Origin of the sequence: Ancylobacter defluvii (genome assembly GCF_018390605.1) — a bacterium.
GTDB lineage: Bacteria > Pseudomonadota > Alphaproteobacteria > Rhizobiales > Xanthobacteraceae > Ancylobacter > Ancylobacter defluvii.
On sequence record NZ_JAHBGD010000022.1, the window covers coordinates 1 to 20,225 of the forward strand.

The 20,225-nt window shown below is 65.2% G+C and carries 16 protein-coding genes; 7 read left to right on the forward strand and 9 right to left on the reverse strand.

Going from position 1 to position 20,225, the window contains the following annotated elements; genetic code table 11:
* Both KHC24_RS16060 and KHC24_RS16065 read right to left on the reverse strand, forming a co-directional pair.
* Window positions 1-150: ATP-binding cassette domain-containing protein (locus tag KHC24_RS16060; RefSeq protein WP_213364372.1), on the reverse strand; the 150-nt coding region annotated here is incomplete at its 3' end.
* Between the two features lie 127 nt (window positions 151-277).
* Window positions 278-1,417 carry an extracellular solute-binding protein gene (locus KHC24_RS16065; protein ID WP_246547038.1) on the reverse strand — a complete coding sequence of 380 codons (1,140 nt, stop codon included), beginning with the start codon at window positions 1,415-1,417 and terminating at the stop codon, window positions 278-280.
* A 335-nt stretch (window positions 1,418-1,752) separates the two neighbouring features.
* Here KHC24_RS16065 and KHC24_RS16070 point away from each other — a divergent pair, with 335 nt between their 5' ends.
* Window positions 1,753-2,511 carry an IclR family transcriptional regulator gene (locus KHC24_RS16070; protein WP_213364340.1) on the forward strand — a complete coding sequence of 253 codons (759 nt, stop codon included), beginning with the start codon at window positions 1,753-1,755 and terminating at the stop codon, window positions 2,509-2,511.
* Here KHC24_RS16070 and KHC24_RS16075 read toward each other — a convergent pair.
* Window positions 2,470-3,414: an NAD(P)-dependent oxidoreductase gene (locus KHC24_RS16075; RefSeq protein WP_213364341.1), complete on the reverse strand. Its 945-nt coding sequence runs from the start codon at window positions 3,412-3,414 to the stop codon at window positions 2,470-2,472. The genes KHC24_RS16070 and KHC24_RS16075 overlap by 42 nt on opposite strands.
* Before the next feature lie 15 nt (window positions 3,415-3,429).
* The gene (locus KHC24_RS16080; protein WP_213364342.1) at window positions 3,430-4,905 is read right to left on the reverse strand and encodes an aldehyde dehydrogenase; all 1,476 of its coding nucleotides are present in this window, start codon (window positions 4,903-4,905) and stop codon (window positions 3,430-3,432) included.
* Window positions 4,906-5,058: 153 nt separating this feature from the next.
* Between KHC24_RS16080 and KHC24_RS16085 the strand changes: the two genes are divergently transcribed.
* From KHC24_RS16085 to KHC24_RS16095, 3 genes are all read left to right on the forward strand, one after another.
* Window positions 5,059-6,429: an aminotransferase gene (locus KHC24_RS16085; protein ID WP_213364343.1), complete on the forward strand. Its 1,371-nt coding sequence runs from the start codon at window positions 5,059-5,061 to the stop codon at window positions 6,427-6,429.
* Between the two features lie 85 nt (window positions 6,430-6,514).
* Window positions 6,515-7,618 carry an AbrB family transcriptional regulator gene (locus KHC24_RS16090; RefSeq protein ID WP_213364344.1) on the forward strand — a complete coding sequence of 368 codons (1,104 nt, stop codon included), beginning with the start codon at window positions 6,515-6,517 and terminating at the stop codon, window positions 7,616-7,618.
* A gap of 393 nt (window positions 7,619-8,011) precedes the next feature.
* Window positions 8,012-8,326, forward strand: coding sequence for a hypothetical protein (locus KHC24_RS16095; RefSeq protein WP_213364345.1), 315 nt, complete (start codon window positions 8,012-8,014; stop codon window positions 8,324-8,326).
* A 494-nt stretch (window positions 8,327-8,820) separates the two neighbouring features.
* On the opposite strand, the gene KHC24_RS16100 is transcribed toward KHC24_RS16095, so the two are convergent.
* Genes KHC24_RS16100 through KHC24_RS16120 form a run of 5 tightly spaced genes read right to left on the reverse strand, consistent with a single transcriptional unit; the run spans window position 8,821 to window position 13,727 of the window.
* Entirely contained in the window at window positions 8,821-9,834 is a 1,014-nt protein-coding gene (locus KHC24_RS16100) for an ABC transporter substrate-binding protein (protein ID WP_213364346.1), read from the reverse strand.
* Between the two features lie 33 nt (window positions 9,835-9,867).
* Entirely contained in the window at window positions 9,868-10,656 is a 789-nt protein-coding gene (locus KHC24_RS16105) for an ABC transporter permease (RefSeq protein WP_213364373.1), read from the reverse strand.
* Between the two features lie 2 nt (window positions 10,657-10,658).
* A complete protein-coding gene (locus tag KHC24_RS16110; RefSeq protein ID WP_213364347.1) occupies window positions 10,659-11,516 on the reverse strand; it encodes an ABC transporter ATP-binding protein in 858 nt (285 codons plus the stop codon).
* Between the two features lie 28 nt (window positions 11,517-11,544).
* A complete protein-coding gene (locus KHC24_RS16115; RefSeq protein ID WP_213364348.1) occupies window positions 11,545-12,495 on the reverse strand; it encodes a hydroxymethylglutaryl-CoA lyase in 951 nt (316 codons plus the stop codon).
* Window positions 12,492-13,727 carry a CaiB/BaiF CoA transferase family protein gene (locus KHC24_RS16120; RefSeq protein WP_213364349.1) on the reverse strand — a complete coding sequence of 412 codons (1,236 nt, stop codon included), beginning with the start codon at window positions 13,725-13,727 and terminating at the stop codon, window positions 12,492-12,494. Before KHC24_RS16120 ends, KHC24_RS16115 begins: the two co-directional genes overlap by 4 nt.
* 330 nt (window positions 13,728-14,057) lie before the next feature.
* Here KHC24_RS16120 and KHC24_RS16125 point away from each other — a divergent pair, with 330 nt between their 5' ends.
* From KHC24_RS16125 to KHC24_RS16135, 3 genes are read left to right on the forward strand one after another with little or no spacing between them, the layout of a single operon-like run.
* The gene (locus tag KHC24_RS16125) at window positions 14,058-15,332 is read left to right on the forward strand and encodes an efflux RND transporter periplasmic adaptor subunit (protein ID WP_213364350.1); all 1,275 of its coding nucleotides are present in this window, start codon (window positions 14,058-14,060) and stop codon (window positions 15,330-15,332) included.
* A gap of 12 nt (window positions 15,333-15,344) precedes the next feature.
* Window positions 15,345-18,503: an efflux RND transporter permease subunit gene (locus KHC24_RS16130; RefSeq protein ID WP_213364351.1), complete on the forward strand. Its 3,159-nt coding sequence runs from the start codon at window positions 15,345-15,347 to the stop codon at window positions 18,501-18,503.
* A 40-nt stretch (window positions 18,504-18,543) separates the two neighbouring features.
* A complete protein-coding gene (locus KHC24_RS16135) occupies window positions 18,544-20,112 on the forward strand; it encodes an efflux transporter outer membrane subunit (RefSeq protein WP_246547040.1) in 1,569 nt (522 codons plus the stop codon).
* Window positions 20,113-20,225 lie beyond the last annotated feature (113 nt).

Below are 20,225 nucleotides of genomic sequence, written 5' to 3' on the forward strand. Positions count from 1 at the left end.
AATGGCGCGCAGCAGCGTGGTCTTGCCGCATCCGGACGGGCCGAGGAAGGAGAAGAACTCGCCCGGCTCGATGGTGAGGTTGGCGTCCTTCACGGCGACGAAATCACCGAACGTCACATTCACGCCTTCAAGCTCAACGGCGGCGGCCATGCAATTTTCCTACACGCAAATAATGGGTTGGCGAGAGATTGGTGGGGCACCGTTCAGATGACGCCCCACCTTCATGCACCGCGGCGCGCCTTTCAGAGGACGGCTCGCACCGTGCGAAGCGTGGAGGTCACGCCGCCTTGAATCGTTCGGCGTATTCGTTGCGGATCTGGGTGTACCAGGAGGTATCCGGCGGGCGCAGCCAGAGCTTGTCCAATGCATCGCCCGGATAGGCATCCGCGAAGTTCTGCTTGGTCGCCTCGGAAAGATAGGCGTCCGCGCCCTTCACCACCGGGTTGTAACCGGAGCCATTCGAGATCATGGCGGAGACTTCTGGCGTGTGCAGGAAATTGATGAAGGCATAGGCCTGGTCGAGATTCTTGGCGCCTTTGGTCAGCGACCAGCCGTCGATCCAGGTGATGGCACCTTCCTGCGGCGCCATAAAGTTGATCGGCCGCCCCAGCTTCTTCAATGCCAGCGGCGGGCCGTCCCAAGTCTGGCCGATGACGCAGCCATTGTCCATGAATCCAGATTTGGTGTTGTCGGCGCCGTTCCAGAACTGCTTGATCTGCGCCTTGTTCTCGATCGCGTATTTGGTGATCTCGTCATAGATCCGACGGGCCGAGGCCTCGTCCTTATAGCTGTCTCGCATGCGGTTCGAGGGCAGCTTGCCCGTCGCATCCCACCATAGCCCGATGCCGAGCAGCAGCGAGTGCGGACGGCCCTGCATCTTGCCTTTGTACTCCGGCGACCAGAGGGTCCCGTAGCTCAGATCCTTGTACTCGAGCGAGGTCTTGTCGGTGCGCCAGGAAATGGCTTCGGTGCCCCAGCAATGCGGCACGTGGTAAAGCTTGTCGTCCCAGGTCCAGAGGCTGGTCGAGCCGGCGAGCATCGTCGGGAGAAGGGCGTCCAGGTGAAGCTTGGAGGTGTCGAGCGGCGCCAGAATCTCCAGCTCGCGGAACTCGGGGGCGCGGCTGAAAGAGGGCATACACAGGTCGAAGCCTTCGCCGTCGGTGGCCTGCAGCTTATTGATCTGCTCCTCGTTCTGCGAGAACGGGGTGGTCTTGATCTTGATGCCGGTTTTTTTGGTGAATTCCGGCAGGACCGGATCGGGCAACTCGTCGCTCCACGTGAGCACGCTGAGTTCGCCAGAGGTCGCAAACGCATTGCCGACTATATAGGGGCTAGCCACCGCAGCGATGCCGCCGCCGACGGCACCCTTCAGAAAAGTGCGGCGGTTGAAGGCCTGAGCCGCCAGCACGGTCTCCATCGCGGAGGAGGTTGGATATTTCATATGGGACATTACGGTGTGTCCTTGGGTGAACGGATGGGGACAAGAACCTCAGTACTGGCGACGCCGTGATGGGGGAGCCACAATGCTGCACGGCTTCCGGCGTCATCTAGGATCATAAAATTCCATTGAATAGAACGGTGTATTGCTGTACAGAATGAAAATCGTTTGACGAAGTGTCAAGTGTCATCCTGCCCGCAGATTGCCCTTGCACGATATTTGCGCAGAGGGGCCTTCCGATGGGCGAGTTTTTAGCGGAACGAGACTGATCAAAGCGCCATGCGCTGCAACGATAAGCAGTAGGAGGAAGCAATTTGAGTGAGGTCACGCTTAAGACCAAAGGTGTCGAAGCCGTCGACAAGGCTCTTCACATCCTGTCCCTCTTCACCACAGAAACTCCGAAACTCTCCCTGGGCGAGATCAGCCAGCGCAGCGGATATGTGAAGAGCACGGCCTTGCGTCTGCTCATCTCACTGCAGAATGCTGGCCTGATCGTCGCGACCGCCGACAAAAACTATATGGTCGGCCCACAAACCTTTCGGCTGGGGCACCTCTATCAGCGTAGCCTTCGGCTCGAACCGATCGTTCGCCCGGTACTGCGCGCGCTGGTGCTTCGCACCGGAGAGAGCGGGTCGTTTTTCCGGCGCGAGGGAAATATTCGGATCTGCCTGTTTCGCGAGGATTCCTCGCAGGTCTTGCGCGAGCACGTGCCGGAAGGCGAGGCCGTGGGCCTCGACAAGGGCGCACCGGGACATGTGCTGTCGGAGTTCTCCGACGTGGACGGGACGCGCCCGGCCTCGGAGGGGCAGCTCGGCCGGCTGCCGATCGTCTCGCTTGGCGAGCGTGGCCCTGATATTGCGGGGATTGCCGCGCCGGTGTTCGGGGCAGCGCAGGGCCTCGTGGGCGCCGTCACCCTATCCGGGCCACGCACGCGTTTTACTCCTCAGGCCATCGACGACATGAAGCCGCTGGTCATACAGGCCGCGAGTGATCTGACCGGTGCCTTGGGCGGATCCTTCTATGATCGACTATCAGTAGTCGCGACCCGGTTCGATCACGTCAAACAAGGGTAGCCTAGCCTGGTAGCGGTCCAGATTGATCGTGATCTTGCTCCCGAGGCGCTCGAGAAAGGCCGGGTCCGACCAGGATATATGCGGTGTGATGCGTGCGCGGGGATGATTGTAGAGCGGATGACCGGCCGGAAGCGGCTCGGGATCGGTCACATCCAAGGTCGCGAAGCCCACGCGGCCCGCGTTGAGCGCTGCGAGCAACGCCTGCTGGTCGACAAGATCGCCGCGCCCCACATTGATGAGGTGCAGCCCTGGTTTCGCCAGTGCGAGCACGCTCGCATTGATAATGTGGTGCGTCTCCGCAGTCGAGGGCAGGGCGACGACGACATGATCGGCCTGGCCGATCATGTCCTGAAGTGTGCAGGGCTCGACGGATGCCTCCTGCTCGGTCCAGGGGCCGCGGCGCACTGCCAGAATGCGCATGTCGAAGGCGGCCGCGCGACGCGCGATGGCCCGGCCAATGGCGCCGTAGCCGATCAGGCCGAGGGTCGCTCCCTCGAGCCTGCCCAGCTTGATCTCCTTCCAGTCCTCCGGCGCATGGGCTGAGATGGATTCGATCCGCTTCTCCCGCGCCAGCATGGCCGCCATGACATATTCGGCGATGGGCACGGCTGCGACGCCGCGCCCCGAACTGACGACGGTGCCGGACCACATCCACTTCGGATAGGCGTCCATGCCCGCCGACATGGTCTGAACCCATCGCAAATTACCGGGCCAGCCGGCGGGTGTCTCCATCGGGGCGGCACGCCATGCCGGAAAGGCACGCGTCAGCAGGATGTCGGCTCTCGGATCGACCTCCCAGGGCGCGGCCGGTGTCTCGTCATCGACGACCACCGGCCGCGACGGGTGGGCGGCAAGGCGTTTGCCGATCTCGGGCCCGAGTTGGTTGACGATGACCGGACACATGAAGCTTTCCTAACCCTATAGATCGAAGGGTGAAGTGTACTTCCCGCTCAAATTCAGAAGCACGCTCTTGGTCTGGAGATATTCGTGAATCATGTCGGCCCCGCCCTCGCGGCCGAGACCCGACATCTTGTAGCCGCCAAAGGGCGTGATGTTCGAGCTTGCGCGATAGGTGTTCACCCACACCGTTCCTGCCTGAAGCTTCGCGGCGACGCGATGCACCCGGTTGACGTCCTGGGTCCACAGCGCCGACCCGAGGCCGAAGCGAACATCGTTGGCGATGCGAAGGGCGTCGGCCTCATCCTCGAAGGGTATGACGCACAGTACCGGGCCGAACACTTCTTCCTGAGCGATGCGCATATTGTTGTCGACCTCGGTGAAGATGGTCGGCTCGACGAACAGTCCCTTGCCAAGTCCGGGGCGCGTGGCGGGGACGCCGCCACAGGCGACATGTGCGCCCTCGCTCTTGCCCAATGCGATGCGCTGAAGAATGCGATCGAACTGGGGCTTGTTGGCCACGGGGCCGATATGGGTGGCCGGGTCCATCGGGTCGCCGAGCCGGATCCTGCCGGTCAGTTCGACGACGCGCGGCACGAAGGTGTCATAGATCGAGCGCTGGACCAGCAGGCGGGAGCCGGCGATGCAGCTCTGGCCGCCCGACGCGAAGATGGCCGCGACGGCGCCTTGCGCGGCATTGTCGAGATTGGCATCCTCAAACACGATGTTCGGCGACTTGCCGCCAAGCTCCAAGATGACCGGCTTGAGCTGCCCGGCGGCCGAGGCGTAGACGGCAAGGCCGCCATCCACACCGCCGGTAAATGCGAGCTTCACGACGTCGGGATGGTTCACCAACGCCTTGCCGGCCTCCCCACCCAGGCCGGTGACGACGTTGACGACCCCCGCGGGAAACCCCGCCTCGCCCACAAGCCCTGCAAAGCGCAGCGCCGAGGCCGAGGTGAATTCGGAAGGCTTGATAACCGCCGTATTGCCGGTCGCCAGCGCCGGGGCCAGCTTCCAGGCCAGCAGGTTGAGCGGCGAATTCCACGGAGTGATCATGCCGATGACGCCCAGCGGCTCACGCCGAGTATAACTGAGATGGTCCGGCCGGTCGGTGGGCAGCACCTCGCCGGCAATCTTGTCGGCAAGGCCAGCGTAGAAATAATACCACTCGGGAATACGGCCGACCTGCGCCTTCATCTCGCGATAGGTCTTGCCGTTGTCGCGCACTTCGATGGCGGCCAATTCGTCGACATGCGCCGCGATGAGATCGCCGAGGCGACGCATCAGCGCCGCGCGCGCCGGCGCGGTCATCACGCTCCACGGACCCTCACGGAAGGCTCGCGAAGCGGCCGCGACGGCAATCGCTACATCCTCATCCGCGGAGCGCGGGACCCGGCCCCAGATCTCTCCGGAGAAGGGATTGTCGCAATCGAGATAGGCGCCGGAGCGCGGGGGCACATAGGCGCCGTCGATGTAATTTTCCCAGATTTCCATAGCGCCAGCTCCTTTCAGGCCCAACTCGTGCCGCTTCGGCTTGACGACGTTAGCCGAAGCGGACATTCTATTCAACGATTTATCGTTCTATCTAATAGAATGATGGAAAGACTGGAAATGCTGGTTTAGGCGCCTTTGAATTCGGGAACCACGATGAAGCACTTTGAGGCCAACAGTCCCTTCGCCCGTGACATTGCCGCGGTCCTTCATCCGCATACGAATGTGCGCGCCCACCTTGAAAAAGGGCCGGAAATTTTCACCCGCGGGAAAGGGCTGTTCGTCTATGATGAGGACGGACGCGAATATTTCGACGCGGCCGCGGGTCTGTGGTGCGCTTCGCTGGGGTTCGGCGTCGAGCGTCTGGCCCAGGTTGCCTATGATGCGATGAAGAATCTGGGCTACTACCAGATCTTCCGTGGGGCATCTCACAGTGCTGCCATCGAGCTTTCCGAGAGGCTACTGGCCCTCACGCCCTGTCCGATGTCGAAGGTGCTGCTGCAATGCTCGGGATCGGAGGCGAACGACACCGCCGTCAAGCTGGTGTGGTACTACTGGAACGCCGTCGACAAGCCGGAAAAGCGCAAGATCATCTCCCGCAAGGGATCCTATCATGGCTCGACCACCATCGATGTGTGCCTGACCGGCAAGCCGGAATTCCACGCCGGATTTGGCCTGCCGTTCCCGGGCTTCCTCTACACCGACATGCCCTATTACTACCGCCATCACGTCGATGGCGAGAGCGAGGAGCAGTTCTCGCAGCGCCTGGCGGACAGCCTCGAACAGTTGATCCTCGAGGAGGGGCCGGAGACGATTGCCGCCTTCTGGGCCGATCCGGTCGTCGGCGGCTCCGGCGCGGTCCTGCCGCCGAAGGGCTACTTCGAGAAGGTGCAGGCGATCCTGCGCAAATACGACATCCTGTTCGTCGCGGACGAGGTGATCTGCGGCTTCGGCCGCACTGGCAATATGTGGGGCTCGCAGACCTTCTCGCTGACGCCCGATATTATCACCTGCGCCAAGGCGCTGTCGGCGGCCATGCAACCGATCTCCGCCGTGCTGATCAATGACCGCATCTTCGAAGGCATGAAGATCCAGAGCGACCGCAACGGACGGTTCGTGCACGGCTTTACCTATGCCGGCCATCCCGTGGCGGCAGCCGTCGCGATCGAGACCCTCAAGATCTATGACGAGATCGACATGATCGGTCATGTGAAGGCGATGGAGCCGATCTTCCTCGGTGGGCTTGGTGCACTGAAGGATCACCCGCTGGTCGGCGACGTGGCGGGCTGCGGCCTGATCGCCGGCGTCGAGGTGGTGGCCGACAAGAAGACGCGCGCAATGTTCCCCGCAAGCGTCGGCCTGCCTGCCAAGCTGGAAGCCAACGCGCTGAAGCAGGACCTCATTCTGCGGCATGTCGGCAACCGTCTGGCATTTTCGCCGGCGCTGATCATCACCGAGGCCGAGATTAACGATCTAGTCAGCCGCGTGAAGGCATTGCTCGACCTCACCCTGGCCGAAGTGAGCTGAGGCGGCAGGCAAGCCTCGTCCTTCTCTCGACGCTGAATGAGCAAGTCGTGCAGGCGCTGGACGCGTTCGCACGCAGGAGATTTGCGTGACCGATTCCGTGGGCGAAGATGTCGCCGATCCCTCCGGCAACACCCGTGGAAGCATGATTCTTGCCACGGCGGCCCGCGGCGCGCTCACGCTCGCCATAGGCACACTGGGCGGGTTCCTCGCCAGTTGCATCCATCTGCCGCTGCCTTGGATGATCGGCGCCATGATCGCATCCGCGGTGCAGGTCTGGTTCACGCCCGGACTCGTCTGGCCCGGTACGCGACCGCTGGCGCTGATGGTGCTTGGGCTCGGGCTCGGACAGAGCTTCACGCCAGCGATTCTGACCGCCGTCGCGTCGGCCATGCCGATCGTCATGCTCGCGGGCGTGCTAACTATCTGCGTCGGCGTGGTGTTTAGCCAGCTCTTCGCCAAGCTGGCAGGTACTGATCTCAAGACCGGATATTACTGCGCGGTTCCCGGCGGGGTGATCGTGATGGCGATCCAGGCCGAGCGCATCGGCGCGGATGTCGCGACCGTCACCTTCACGCAGTCGATACGCCTCGTGGTGGTCGTGCTGACGATTCCGCCATTGCTCGCGCTGGCGAACATCTCCCAGCATGGCGAATTTCCGATGAATTCAGACGTGCCACTGGTGCATTATCTCGCCCTTGCGGGCCTGCTGGCGGCAGGTTTCGTCTGCGCGCAGATCGGCCGCTGGCTGCGTCTGACCAATCCGTGGATGATCATGCCGTGCTTCATGGCGGTAGCGCTGTGCTCATTCGACGCCCTGCCATCCGGCGTGCCGGTGGCGATGATCGACGCCGCCCAGGTGGTGCTCGGCGCCGCGCTCGGCAGCAAGCTCACCCGCTCTTTCTTGATGCGGTCGTGGCACCTGCTGGTGGCATCGGTCGTCTCGACCATGGCACTCGCCGCAGCGCTCGCGGTCCTCGCGACGGGGGTGGCATGGCTCTCGGGGCTGCCGCTCGCCGCCGTGATCCTCGGCATGGCGCCCGGCGGAATGCCAGAAATGTCCCTCACAGCACGCGCTTTGGATGCTCCGGTGGCTCTTGTACTCGGCTTCCATCTCGTTCGGGTCGTGCTCTCCAACCTGCTCATCGAGCCCATTTGGCACGCTGCGGTTCGCATCGGATTGATGCGCTGACGTGACTGGACCCTCAGGGTGATCGGAATTCACCCTTAACTCACGGCCGAAACGGCAATCCTTTCGGAGCAGGGAGCAAGCCCGGTGACGAATGGGGAGAACCTGCCCGAACCCCTTCGGGAGCGCTCAGCATGCGTCATAGGGCTAAAGCGAACACATAGTTCTCTTCGTGGTCGCTCGCGATCCGCCAATTCATTTGGCTGATTGATTGAAATTAAGTCGGGGACGCCCGCGGGAAGCAGCGCATCCGTAGTGACTCCCGGCGGCGTACCTAACGTCGAGCCGGTGACCAAATGCTGACCCGTGTTCGGCAGAACCCCGCATTGCTCAGGTCCATGCCTGCTTCATGATGAGGAGGTGGATCGTCCGATCACTTCCCCCTTGGGGTCGCCCATGCAACATCTCCTGGCTGCCTTCTTCGCCCTTGACCCGTTTGTCGCGCTCGCCGTCTTCGTCGCCACGGCTGCGACAGACGCCTGCTACGTGGCTTTCACATCGGCCGTGGTAGCGCGCAAGCGGCTCTCTGCTGCCAATTGGTCGAGCGTCTGGTACATGCTCTCGTCCTTCGCGGTGATCAGCTACACCGAGAACTGGGTTTATGTGATCTTCGCGGCCGTCGGCTCCTGGGTCGGCGCCTTTTTGTCGCTCACCCTGCTGCATCGGCCGGGGAAGGTGCCCGCGCCCATCGGCTCCTCCCCGCCGGAATAGCCTACGCCAAAGATCGCGACCGCGAACCGGCGGATCTCGATGGCCTGCTGCAGGATCGGGTCTTCGGTCGTCCGCTCGCTCGGGGCATGATGGAGATTGCGGCTCGCCCCTTGAACAGGACGGCGTCCCGCGGGGGCGGGCCCGAACGCCTCATGTGCGCTGGCGACCGGCATGTGGGCGGGAACCGCAGCGACCCGCTTCGCGTAGGCGCTGGGCCCGCATGCGGCGCGGCGCGCGAGGCGCCGCCGTCCCGAAGCCATGGCGCCGCGAATCGCGCCGGCGGATGCGCGCAGAGATTGCCGACATCGTCCGCGCGATGCAGGGCGAATGCTGCCACTCGACCGCAGCTTCCACCGCTCCGGCCGCCGGCTGGCTACTTCCGCGCGGCGGCTACGATTCAAGGCCTTCCGCATGCGCCATGCGGAAGGCCTTGAATTGGACCATACCACCCGGCCGTGCCGATCCGTGGACCGGCACGGCCGTCGGCCGAAGCCCTACTGGCCTTTGGCCTTGGCGAGGAACGAGCCGTCAAAGGTCTTGGAAAGATCAATGGCCGCCGCGTCGAGGCTGGGATCGGTCGTGGTGATCAGGTTGAGAGCGCTCTTCATGCTCGCTTCATCGATATTGCCGTCGGTCGAAAAGGATTCGCGCGAGGCGTTGAACGCCTTGATGTAGAGCGCCTTGTCGCCCAGCCAGTATTCCTGCGGCACCGTCGCCGCCACCTGTTCAGGCGTCGCCTTCTCCAGCCATTTCAGCGTCTTGTAGAAAGCGTTGGTCAGCGCCTGCACCGTGTTCGGATTGGCCTTGATGAAGCTTTCCTTGAAATAGAGCACCGCGGCGGGGTTCATGCCGCCGAACACCTGCTGGGTGCCCTCCGTGGTGCGGGTATCCACCAGCACCTTGATCGCGCCCATGTCCTCCAGCTTGGAGATCACCGGATCGAGGTGGGAGATCACGTCGATCTCGCCCTTCTGCACCGCCGCGACCGCCGAGGCGCCGCCGCCCACTCCGATGAACGAGGCGTCCTCCGGCGTCAGCTTGTCCTTCGCCATCAGATACTGCACCAGGATGTAGGTCGAGGAGCCCGGCGCCGTCACGCCGATCTTCTTGCCCTTGAAGTCGGCCGGCGACTTGATGCTGTCGGCCTTGTCCTTGGTCACGGCGACGACGATGCCGGGATAGCGGCCGAGGTCGATCACCGCGCGGATGTCCTGCTTCTTCTGCTGCATGCGGATGGTGTGCTCATAGGCGCCGGTGACGGCATCCACCGAGCCGCCGATCAGCGCCTGCAGCGACTTGGCGCCGCCGCCGAAATCGTTGATCTCGACCGTGAGCCCCTCATCCTTGAAGTAGCCGAGCTGCTCGGCCAGCGTCAGCGGCAGATAATAGAGCAACGGCTTGCCACCGACGCCGAGAGTGAGGTTCGGCTTCTCGATCTCGCCCGCCTGCGCTGCGCCAAGCGCGGGAAACAAAAGACTCGCCGCGACGAGCAGGGTACGCATCTTCATTTGGTTTCCTCCCGTTTCTTATCGAATGACGTCTCAGTTCTGTTCGCTGGCGGATTGCGGCCGCCAGACGAGCAGGCGTCGCTCGACCCGGGTCACGCCCCAGTCGATGACGAGCACGAAGGCCGCGAGGATGAACATGCCGGCGAACACGCCGGTCACGTCGAACACCCCTTCGGCCTGATGGATGAGATAGCCGAGCCCGGCGGCCGAGCCGAGATATTCGCCGACCACCGCGCCGACCAGCGCAAAGCCGACAGCGGTGTGCAGCGAGGAGAACATCCACGACATCGCCGAGGGCCAGTACACGTTGCGGAACAGCTGCCGCTCGTTCATGCCCATCATGCGGGCATTTGCCAGCACCACCGGGCTGACTTCCTTCACGCCCTGATAGACGTTGAAGAACACGATGAAGAACACCAGCGTGACGCCCAGCGCCACCTTGGACCAGATGCCCAGCCCGAGCCACAGCATGAAGATCGGCGCCAGCACCACGCGCGGCAGCGCATTGACCATCTTCACATAGGGATCGAACACCGCCGCGACCATCGGCTTGCGGGCGAACCAGAAGCCGATGACGACGCCGCCGACCGAGCCGATGATGAAGGCCAGCACGGTCTCGGTCAGCGTGATCCAGAGATGCTTCCAGATCGTGCCGGAAACGAACAGCTGCACCACCCGCGCGATGACGTCGCCCGGCTTGGAGAAAAAGAACTCGGGCAGCAAATAGTCGCCGCCGATCGGCACGGTGGCGCCGATCTGCCAGAGGGCGAGCACGGCCACGGCGACGAGGATCTGCAGCAACAGCAGCTTGGCGGGGTGAATCTTCACGAGGTCATCTCCTCGCCATAGGTCTTGGCGACCTCGGCCTTGAGCTGGTTCCAGATGTCGCGGTGCAGCTGGTGGAAGCGCGGGTCCAGCCGGATGTCGGCGGTGTCGCGCGGGCGGGCGAGGTCGATCGGAAAGTCACCGATGATCCGCGCCTCCGGGCCGGCCGACATGATGACAACGCGATCGGACAGCGCGATAGCCTCCTCGAGGTCGTGGGTGACGAACAGCACCGCCTTGCGGTCCTGCGCCCAGAGCTTCAACAGCAATGTGCCCATGATCTGCCGGGTCTGGGCGTCGAGCGGGCCGAAGGGCTCGTCCATCAACAGGATCTTCGGGCCGCGCACCAGCACCTGGGCCAGACCGACGCGCTTGCGCTGCCCGCCGGAGAGTTGGTGCGGGTAGCGGTCGGCGAAGCGGGCGAGCCCGACCTTCCGCAGCCAGTCCTGCGCCTGCGCCAGAGCGTCGGCGCGCCGGGTTCCCCCGATTTCCAGCGCGATCGCCACATTGTCGAGCGCGGTCTTCCAGGGCATCAGCGCGTCCTGCTGGAAGAGATAGCCGGCCTTGGCGTTGAGGCCGTCCAGCGCCGCGCCGAAGATGCTCACCCGCCCGCCCGCCGGCCGCAGCAGGCCGGCGGTGGCGTTGAGCAGGGTCGACTTGCCGCAGCCGGTGGGGCCGACAATGGCGACGAACTCGCCCTCGCGCACATGCAGCGAGGTCGGCGCCACCGCCTTGTAGATCGGGCCGCCGGCAATGCCGAAGCTGATGCTGATATCGTCGAGCGCCACCGCCAGCGGGGCGACGGCCGCTGTCGGCGCCAGCCCCTCGGCAGGGGTCCGCTGCAGCGCGGTTTCCATGTCCTGTCCTCCCATGGCTTTGGTGTTGTTATGGCACGGTGCGGCACAGGCCCGGCGGTGCGGGATGCAGGTCGCCGCTCCGCCCGGCCTTCGCCACCTGCCCGGGTATGTCATGGCCGAGCCGCGCCGGCAGCCCCTGAGCAAGACTTATGAGGCGTCCGAGATCGACGCCGGTCGGCACGCCCATCTCCTCCAGCATGTGCACCAGGTCCTCGGTGGAGATGTTGCCGGTTGCCCCCGGCGCGAAAGGGCAGCCGCCGATACCGCCCAGCGAGGCGTCTAAGCGATCCGCGCCGGCATCCAGCGCCGCGAGCGCATTGGCGAGGCCCATGCCGCGCGTATTATGGAAATGCAGCGTCAGCGGCACCGTGCCGAACCGGGCGCGGAACGCGGCGACCAGGCGCGCCACCTGGCGGGGATTGGCCATGCCGGTGGTGTCGGCCAGCGTGACCGAATGCAGCCCGGCCTCGAGATAGCGTTCCGCCAGCGCCAGCACCTTGTCCTCCGGCTGCGCCCCTTCAAACGGGCAGCCGAAGGCGGTGGCGATGGAGCCGTTCAGGCGCGCCGGCGATCCCGCCGCCGCGGCGGTGATGGCGCGGAAACCGTCGAGCGACTGCGCCGGCGTCATGCGCATATTGGCGAGGTTGTGGGTCTCGCTCACCGACATGACGAGGTTGAGCTCGTCCATCCCGGCGGCGATCGCCTCCTGCGCGCCGCGCAGGTTCGGCACCAGCGCGACATAGACGACATCCGGCCGGCGCCTGATCCCCCGCGCCACCTCCGCGGCATCGGCAAGGTTCGGCACCGCTTTCGGCGAAACGAAGGAGGTCACCTCGATCTTGGCGACCCCGGTGTCGGACAGCGCATCGATCAGCGCGATCTTCTGCTCGGTGGGCAGGAAGCGCGGCTCGATCTGCAGGCCGTCGCGCGTCACCACTTCCTGGATGTGGACGCGCGCGGGAACCTCCGCCCCACTCATGCCGCGTCTCCCGATGCGGCATCTCCCCTGGCCACCGCGCCGCCGGCGACCAGCGCCTCGATCTCCTCGGCCGAATAGCCCAGCGAGGCCAGCACCGGCGCGGTGTGCTCGCCGAGCTTCGGACCCAGCCAGCTCACCCCGCCCGGCGTATCCGACAGCTTCGGCACGATGCCGGGCATCTTCACCTGCGTCCCATCCGGCAGCGTCGAGGGCAGGATCATGTCGCGGGAAAGGAACTGCGGGTCGGCGACGATGTCGGCCACCGAATAGATGCGCCCGTTCGGCACCTCGGCGGCATCGAGCGCGGCCGTCACCTCGTCGAGCGAGTGGCGGCTCGTCCAGGCCGCGATGGTGCCGTCGATTTCCTCCACATGCGCCACCCGTCCGTCATTGGAGGCGAGGCGCGGATCATTGGCGAGGTCCTCGCGACCGATCGCCGTCATCAGCCGCTTGAAGATGCCGTCGCCATTGCCGGCGACGATGACATAGCTGCCCTCGGCGGTGGGATAGGAGTTGGACGGCGCGATGCCCGGCAGCGAGCCGCCCGAGCGGGCGCGCACGAAATCGAACAGGTCGTATTCCGGGACCAGGCTCTCCATCATGTTGAAGACGCTCTCATACAGCGAGACGTCGACCACCTGCCCGGCCCCGCGCCCCGACTTGATGGCGAGCAGCGCCATCAGCGCGCCCATCACGGCATGCAGGGCGGCGAGCGAATCGCCGATCGAGATGCCGGTGCGCGCCGGCGGCCGGTCCGGCTCGCCGGTGGTGAAGCGCATGCCGCCCATCGCCTCGCCCACCGCGCCGAAGCCGGGGCGCTCGCGATAGGGCCCGTCCTGCCCGAAGCCGGAGATGCGCACCATCACCAGATTGGGATTGATCGCCTTCAGCGCCTCCCAACCCAGCCCCCAGCGCTCCAGCGTACCGGGGCGGAAATTCTCGATCAGCACATCGGCATCGCGCACCAGCCGCCGTACCACCTCCTGGCCCTCGGGCAGGCGCATATTGACGGCGACCGACTTCTTGTTGCGCGATTGCAGGTACCACCACAGCGAGGTGCCCTCGTGCAGCTTGCGCCATTTGCGCAGCGGGTCGCCCTCGCCGGGCGCCTCGACCTTGATGACCTCGGCGCCGAATTCCGCCATCAGCCGCGCGGCGAACGGCGCGGCGATCAGGTTGCCGAGCTCGACGACGCGGATTCCGGTGAGCGGCCCCTCTGCGGGACGTTCCATTGGCGACGCTCCTCCCAATCGTTTTCCGTTCTATGGGTCGAAAGTCGCCGGCCGTCCAATAGTCTTTGGCAGGACGCCAGGGGAGATCATCCAGCGGCGGCGCCAGCACGCGTTCACAACGCTGCCGAATCCCTGATGCGCAATCGGACACGCATGCGACATCGACCGGCTCGCGACCCTCAAGCCAGCCGCGGGAGGCCGTAAGGGCGTGATAGGTATCATAATACAATTTGCTGCCGCGACAGCCATCGCCGTCTGAGGCAGGCGATTGACAGGAGCGAGGGATCGATAATATGGATACTGTAAAGTATCTTAAATAGGAATGTTCCCGTGATCAACGCGGCACGATCGGCGCTCCTGCCGGTATCCGGTCTCCTTCTTGTGTTGCTGACCGGTTGCGACGGACAAAACGCCTCGGCGCCGCCGGGTGCCGGCGCCCAGAACCGGCCCCAGCTCGGCGTGGTGACGGTGCATCCGCAGTCGGTCGCCATCACCGCCGAGCTGCCGGGGCGCACCACGGCATCGCTCATTGCGGAAGTGCGCCCGCAGGTCGGCGGCATCATCAAGGAGCGGCTCTTCCAGGAGGGCAGCGAGGTGAAGGCCGGCGACGCGCTCTACCAGATCGATCCCGCCAGCTATCAGGCCGCGTATGACAGTGCGCTCGCCGCCCTGCAGAAGGCGGAGGCCGCGGTGCCGAGCGCCGAAGCCAAGGTCGAGCGCTATCAGGGCCTCATCAAGCAGAACGCCGTGAGCAAGCAGGACTATGACGACGCCACCGCCTCGCTCGCCCAGGCCAAGGCGGATGTCGCCTCGGCAAAGGCCAGCGTCGACACGGCGAAGATCAACCTCGACCACACGCGGATCACCGCACCGATCGGCGGGCGCATCGACAAGTCGTCGCTGACCCCGGGAGCGCTGGTGACCGCAAGCCAGGACACCGCGCTGACAACCATCCGCACGCTCGATCCGATCAATGTCGACGTCACCCAGTCGAGCACAAATCTGCTCAACCTGCGCCAGTCGATCAAGGATGGCCGCATCAAGATCAGCGGCGACAACGTGCAGGTGCGGTTGAAGCTCGACAATGGCACCCTCTATCCGCATCCCGGCCGGCTGGAGTTCGCTTCCGCCTATGTCGACGAGACCACCGGCACCTTCGGCGTACGGGCGCAGTTCCCCAATCCGGATCGGTTGCTGCTGCCCGGCATGTATGTGCGCGCCCAGGTCGAGGAGGGCGTCGCCCCGAACAGCTTCCTGGTGCCGCAGCGCGGCGTGACGCGCAACACCAAGGGCGAGCCGGTGGCGCTGGTGGTGAATGCCGATGGCAAGGTCGAGCAGCGGGTGCTCTCGGTCGGGCGCAGCGTCGGCAGCAACTGGCTGGTGGAAGCCGGTGTCAAGGATGGCGACCGGGTGGTCGTCGAGGGCAGCCAGTTCGCCAAGGTCGGGCAGCCGGCGACCGCCGTCGACGTGATCGTCGACGAAACCACCGGCGAGGTGCGCGAACGCGGCCAGGAGAGCTCCCCGCCCGCTTCCGCCGCCAGCTCCGCCGCGGCGGATCGCGCCACCCCCGGTTCGGCGGGTGCGTCGACGACGACACCCAACTGAGGCCCGGCACCCATGTCCCGCTTTTTCATCGACCGCCCGGTCTTCGCCTGGGTCATCGCCATATTGGTCATGCTGGGTGGCCTGCTGGCCCTGAACAGCCTGCCAATCGCGCAATACCCGCAGATCGCCCCGACCACGGTGCGCATCACCGCCAGCTATCCCGGCGCGGACGCCCAGACGGTCGAGAACTCGGTGACCAAGATCATCGAGCAGGGCATGACCGGTATCGACAATCTCGACTACATGTCGGCAACCTCGACCTCGACCGGCCAGGCGTCGATCACCCTCACCTTTACCAGTGCCGCCGATCCCGACGTGGCGCAGATGCAGGTGCAGAACAAGCTGCAGCTGGTCACCTCGCAGCTGCCGACCATCGTCCAGACCAGCGGCATCGAGGTCGACAAGGCCTCCGACGGCTTCCTGATGGTGATCGGCTTCGTCTCGACCAACGGACAGATGTCCTCCGTCGACCTCGCCGACTATGTCGACTCGACACTCAACGACACGCTGAAGCGGGTAGCCGGCGTCGGCTCGACCCAGCTGTTCGGCTCCGGCTACGCGATGCGGATCTGGCTCGATCCGGACAAGCTCGCCATGTACCAGCTGATGCCGAGCGACGTGTCCTCCGCGCTCGAGGCGCAGAACACCCAGGTTTCCGCCGGCCAGCTCGGCGGCTTGCCGCAGAGCAGGGGCCAGCAGCTCAACGCCACCGTCACCGCGCGCAGCCGCCTGCAGACCGCCGAGCAGTTCCGCAACATCATCCTCAAGAGCGGGACGGACGGCTCGCTAGTGCGGCTCAACGACGTCGCCACGGTCGAGCTCGGCGCCGAGAGCTACACCACCTCGTCGAAGTTCAACGGCAAGCCCGCCGCCGGGCTGGCGGTCAACCTCGCCACCGGGGCGAACGCCATCTCGACGGCGGAGGCGGTGAAGGCGACCATCGAGCGCCTCTCCGGCACCTTCCCGGAAGGGCTGGAGGTCGTCTATCCCTACGACACCACCCCCTTCGTGGTGCTGTCCATCGAGGAGGTGGTGCGCACGCTCATCGAGGCCATCGTGCTGGTCTTCGTGGTGATGCTGGTCTTCCTCCAGAACATCCGCGCCACCATCATTCCGACGCTGGCCGTTCCGGTGGTGCTGCTCGGCACCTTCGGCGTGCTGGCGATGCTGGGCTACTCGATCAACACGCTGACCATGTTCGCCATGGTGCTGGCGATCGGCCTGCTGGTCGACGATGCCATCGTCGTCGTCGAAAACGTCGAGCGGGTGATGGAGGAGGAAGGTCTCTCGCCGCGGGAGGCCACCCGCAAGTCCATGGCCGAGATCACCGGCGCGCTGGTCGGCATCGCCACCGTGCTGTCGGCGGTGTTCGTGCCGATGGCCTTCTTCGGCGGCTCGGTCGGCATCATCTACCGGCAGTTCTCCGTCACCATCGTCACCGCAATGGTGCTGTCGGTGGCGGTTGCGTTGATCCTCACCCCCGCCCTGTGCGCCACCATCCTGCGCGCGCCGAAACCCCACGCCAAGCAGAAGGGCTTCGCCGGCTGGTTCAACCGCGGCTTCGACCGGGGCGCCAACGCCTATCGCAACGGCACCGCCGGCATCGTCGCCCGCTCGGCGCGCTTCCTGGTGGTCTTCCTCGCCATCACCGTCGCCACCGGCTGGATGTTCGCGCGGCTGCCCTCCTCCTTCCTGCCGCAGGAAGACCAGGGCATTCTCATCACCAGCGTCCAGCTTCCCGTCGGCGCCACCGCCGACCGTACCCAGAAAGTGCTGGACGAGGTGGCGCGGCATTATCTCGAAGACGAGAAGGAGGCGGTCGAGGGCGTGTTCACCGTCAACGGCTTCGGTTTTGGCGGCCAGGGACAGAATGTCGGCCTCGCCTTCCTGCGCATGCGCCCCTTCGACGAGCGCAGCTCGGCACAATTGTCGGCAAGCGCCGTCGCCGGCCGCGCCATGGGGGCATTCGCCAAATTCCGCGACGCCATGGTGTTCGCGCTGGCGCCGCCCGCCATCCAGGGCATGGGCAACTCCAACGGCTTCAGCTTCTACCTGCAGGACATCAACGGCGCCGGCCACGAGACGCTTATCGCCACCCGCAACGCGCTGCTCGCCAAGGCGGCGGCGGATCCGCGCCTCGCCAACACCCGCCCCAACGGGCAGGAGGACGAGCCGCAATTCGTCGTCGACATCGACCAGGAGAAGGCAAGCGCTCTCGGCGTGTCGCTCGCCGACATCAACGACACCCTCTCCACCGCCTGGGGCAGCGACTATGTCAACGATTTCATCGACCGCGGCCGGGTGAAGAAGGTCTATCTCCAATCGGCAGCAGACTTCCGCATGCAGCCGGAGGACCTCGCCAAATGGCATGTCCGCAACGGCGACGGCGTGATGGTGCCCTTCTCCTCCTTCGCCTCGTCCCGATGGCTGTTCGGCTCGCCGCGGCTTGAAAGGTTCAACGGCTCATCGGCGGTGGAAATCCAGGGACAGGCGGCACAGGGCGTGAGCTCGGGCGACGCCATGGCGGCGATCGACGACATCGTCGCCGGGCTTCCCGCCGGCTACGGCCATGAATGGACCGGCCTGTCCAACCAGGAGCGGCTGTCGGCCAACCAGGCCACAGCGCTCTACCTGATCTCCGGGCTGGTGGTGTTCCTGTGCCTCGCCGCGCTCTATGAAAGCTGGTCGATCCCGTTCGCGGTCATGCTTTCCGTGCCGATCGGCATCTTCGGCGCCCTTGCCGGCGCGCATTTGTTCGGCCAGTCCAACGACGTCTATTTCAAGGTTGGCCTGCTCACCACCATCGGCCTCGCGGCGAAGAATGCGATCCTCATCGTGGAGTTCGCCATCGAGCGGCAGGCGCACGGCATGGGGCTGGTCGAGGCCACGCTCGATGCCGCCCGCCAGCGGCTGCGGCCGATCCTGATGACCTCCTTCGCCTTCATCCTGGGCGTGACACCGCTCGCCATCGCCAGCGGCGCCGGCTCGGGGGCGCAGAACGCCATCGGCATCGGCGTGATGGGCGGCATGATCGCGGCAACCGTGCTCGGCATTTTCTTCGTTCCGCTGCTGTTCATCGCGGTCCGCCGCATCTTCCGCGGCAAAAGCCAGGCGCCGGCACCCGGCCTCTCTCCTTCGGAGCCCGACGCGACCAATGTGCATCCCGGCTGAACCCTCTTTTCTCAGACATGCTGCTGGCTCAGGTAATTCCATGATGATCCCGCCTCGTCCAAACCGTGGCATCCTTGGTGGCCCCGTTGCCCGGCTCGTCGGCGCCGGGCTGCTTGCCGGCCTGCTCGGCGGCTGCGCGGTCGGACCCGACTACCAGGCACCCAAGCTCCAGCTCCCCGGCAGCTGGGGAGCGACGAAAACCTCCCTCATCGCCAATGGCAGCGAGCCGGATAATCGTCCTCCGGATCTCGCCCGCTGGTGGGAACGCCTGAACGACAAGACCCTCAACGGCCTCGTCGAGGCGGCGGTCGCCGGCAATCTCGACGTCGCCACCGCCAAGGCGCGGGTGCGGCAGGCGCGGGCGACGCGCCGTCAGGCACTTGCCGCGCTGGCGCCGGTGGTGACCGGAAACGGCGCCTACACCCGCTCCGACAATGGCAGCAACGTCTCGGCGGGCAGCGGCGACATCACCGTGGCCGGGCCGTTCGATTCCTTCCAGCTGGGGCTGGATGCCAGTTGGGAGCTCGATCTCTTCGGCGAGAACCGGCGGGCCGCCGAGGCGGCGACCTATGGTCTCGATGCTTCCGAGGAAACCCTGCGCAACACGTTGCTCACGCTCGTCGGCGATGTCACGACCTATTATGTCGAGGCACGCGGCTATCAGGCGCGGATCGCGCTCGCGCGCCGCACCGCGGCCTCCCAGCGCGAGACCGCCTCGCTGACCCGCACCAAGCTGGAGGCCGGATCGGCCTCGGCGGTCGACGTGTCCAACGCGGAAGGGCTGGCGGCAAGCACCGAGGCGGACATTCCCAACCTCGAATCCTCCTATCAGCAGACGGTGAACCAGCTCTCGATCCTGCTCGGCCAGCCGCCTTCGACGCTCAACGACCTGATGAAGCGCAGCGCGCCGATCCCCTCGCCCCGCCAGCCGGTCCCGCGCGGGGTACCCGCCAATGTGCTGCTCTCGCGGCCGGACGTCCGGCTCGCGGAACGCCAGCTGGCGCAGTCCACCGCCCAGATCGGCCAGGCGGAAGCCGCACGCTATCCGGATATCAGCCTGGTCGGCGACGTCTCGACCTCCAGCACCAAGCTCGGGGACCTCGCGAAAAGCTCGAGCATAAGCTGGAGCTTCGGTCCGAGCCTGAGCGTGCCGATCTTCAATGCCGGCCAGCTGAAAGCGGCGGTGGACTACGCCCAGGCCTATCGCGACGAATCCTTCCTCGCCTATCGCGCCGCCGTTCTGACGGCGCTGCAGGACGTGGAGAATGCCAGCGTGGCGCTGCACTTCGAGCGCCGGAGGAGCCGCAGCCTCGCCTCCTCCGCCAGTTCCTATCGCAAGGCGACGACGCTGGCCCGCACGCTCTATCAGTCGGGCTCCACCAGCTTCCTCGACGTGCTGGATGCCGAGCGCTCGCTCTATTCCGCCGAGGATTCCTATCTCCAGAGCCAGGTCGCCATCACAACCGACTATATTCTGCTCAACAAGGCGCTGGGCGGCGGCTGGACCGGGCAGGTCGATACCCGCACGCCGGAAGTCAACGACGAGATGGGGCCGCGCTTCGTGAAGGGCGACTGGGCCAAGGAGTTCATCGTGTCGAATCGACAGTGAGCGGACGCCGGATCGGGACGGTCGCTCCAGTTGCGGCACGCTTGATTTGCTCGACGACAACCGGTTTGTAGACGCGCAACGGCATGCGGCTTTCCGGTGAAGCGGCGGCCGTC